Source organism: Novosphingobium sp., assembly GCF_036733805.1.
Lineage (GTDB): Bacteria > Pseudomonadota > Alphaproteobacteria > Sphingomonadales > Sphingomonadaceae > Novosphingobium.
Window position 1 is genome coordinate 1 of record NZ_DAIMZT010000099.1, and the last position, 2,380, is coordinate 2,380.

The 2,380-nt window shown below is 66.3% G+C and carries 2 protein-coding genes; both read left to right on the forward strand.

The window, feature by feature from the left end; genetic code table 11:
* On the forward strand, window positions 1-1,518 hold a 1,518-nt coding region (locus V7D69_RS15060), incomplete at its 5' end, for a DUF2460 domain-containing protein (RefSeq protein WP_333606206.1).
* Window positions 1,515-2,339, forward strand: coding sequence for a DUF2163 domain-containing protein (locus V7D69_RS15065; RefSeq protein ID WP_324063610.1), 825 nt, complete (start codon window positions 1,515-1,517; stop codon window positions 2,337-2,339). The genes V7D69_RS15060 and V7D69_RS15065, both read left to right, overlap by 4 nt.
* Window positions 2,340-2,380 lie beyond the last annotated feature (41 nt).

Consider the following 2,380-nt stretch of genomic DNA (forward strand, 5'->3'; position numbering starts at 1 on the left):
ATGCCCGCGCGCGCCTGGCACCGCGCGTTCTTCGCCGAATGTGCCAGAATGGGTTTCAGCCCGGTAGCCTCACTCTCCTACGAACTCCTCGACCAGCATTGCCCGCCGGAATGGAAGCAACGCGATCATCTCGGCAACCCGGCGCGGACCGGGTGGGATCCGCCCTCCACCTTGCTCTCCCCCGCTAATGGGACGGCGATGGCCTGGCTGCGATCCGTGGCGACGGAACTGGCCATGCTGATGAGCGAAGCGGGCGTGCCTGTCCGCTTTCAAGTCGGGGAGCCGTGGTGGTGGACTTTTCCCGATGGCCGGATCTGCCTTTACGACGCCGCCGCTCTCGCCGCTTTCGGAGGCGCACCGCCGGTCATTTCCGATATGCGAGCGGAGCTGAGCACAGAGCAAACGGCCTTGCTTGATACCGCCGGCGCGGTCCTGGCGCAGTCGACTGCCGCCCTCATCAGCACGGTGCGCGGCGCCGTCTCGCCCCTGCCGGTCGAAGCGCTGGCGCTGATCTTCACTCCCACGCTGCTCGCGCCGGACATGCCTCACCTCAAGCGCGCAAACCTGCCGCTCGGCTGGGCCGCGCCGGCTTTCGACCGATTGCAGGTGGAGGATTACGACTGGCTCACCGCCGGCGCTGACGGCCTGCGCCGCGCCGCTTATGCCGAAGTGAACGAACGGTTGAACTATCCGTCGCCGGACCAGGACTATCTGGCCGGCTTCGTGCCCGCCCCCTCCGCCCGCGACCAATGGGTGCGGATCGACGCCGGGATCGATGAGGCGAGGGCCCGAGCCCCGCACGAGATCGTGGTCTGGGCGCTGCCGCAGATCGCGCGCGACGGTTACGTGCGCCTTCCCCCTACCGACCACTCAGGAGCCGACGACATGCAGGCTTTCGACGATGTGCCCTACCCGCTGGCCCTGGGACTGGATGCCACGGTGATATCCGAGTTCTCAACCAGCGTTTCAGTGACCGCCTCCGGCTTTGAGCGGCGCAACAGCCTGTGGTCGAACGCGCGACTGCGCTTTGATGTGGGGCCGGGCGTGCGATCAGAGGCTGAGCTGGGCGAGCTGATCGCCTTCTATCGCGCCCGGCGCGGCCCTGCGCGCGGCTTTCGCCTGCGCGATCCATCGGATCACAGCTCCAACGGCATGACCGGCGCGCCCACACCTTTCGATCAGGAACTGGGAACGGGTAACGGGCTCAGAACCACCTTCGCACTGGTAAAGCGTTACGGGCCGGGCGCGGATGCACAAGTGCGCCGGATCACTCGCCCAGAGTTCGAAACCATCCTCGTTTCCGTGAACGGGACGGTGCAAGTGGGGAACTGGACTCTCGACCGGGGCGGGGTAATCGCCTTCGATGCTCCGCCGCCCCCTGGCAGCTTGGTGCACGCGGGTTTTCTGTTCGACGTCCCGGTGCGCTTTGCCGAGGATCAGTTGGAAATCACCGGCGCAGCTGTCGCCGCTGGCGAAGCGCCCAGCGTACCCGTTGTCGAAATCCGCGAGGCCGCATGAGCAGGGTCTGGTTCAAGGACGAGGCCGAAACCGTCGCCACGTTCTGGCGCGTGTTGCGGGCTGACGGTGTCACGCTGGGCTTTACCACGCATGACCGCGACTTGTGGTTCGATGGGGTACTGCACCGTGCATCGCCCGGCATGATCCCCTCCTCGATCCGCAGGTCCGCCGATCTGGAACCGGACAGCGCCGAAGTGCGCGGCGCGATCACGCATGAGTCGATTGCTGCGAAGGATCTCATAGCCGGTCGCTTCGACGGCGCTCAAGTGCGCATCGGCCTGGTCGATTGGAAAACGATGGAAAATGCAGTGATCTATGCCGGCGCAATCGGCGCCTTAACGGAAGAGGACGGCGGCTTCTCGGCCGAGCTGATCTCTCGCAAGGCGGAATTGCAGCGCGACGCGGTGCCGCGCACCAGTCCGGCCTGCCGAGCCGCGTTCTGCGGGCCGGGATGCAATCTCAACCCGCAACGCTACACGCACGAAGTCACGCTGGCGTCGTTTGACGCATTCTCAAACGCAGCGACTTTCGCGCAAGCGCTTGACCCGGCGAATTGTGCAGGCGGTATGCTGCGCTGGCTGGACGGCCCCCAGACGGGTATCGCGATGGGGATCATGGCCGGCGATGGGGCGGGCGGTCTCCTGCTCGACATACCGATCGACGCGCGCACCCCGCTCGGCGCCCGCGCCATGCTGCGCGAAGGTTGCGATCATACACTCAATACCTGCGCCGCCCGCTTCAGCAATGCCGCCAACTTCCGGGGAGAGCCGTTCCTGCCCGGCAATGACCTGCTGGTCCGCTATCCGGGTCCGGTGCGATGACCGGCGCGGACCTTGCCCATGCGGCGCGCAGGCTGATCGGC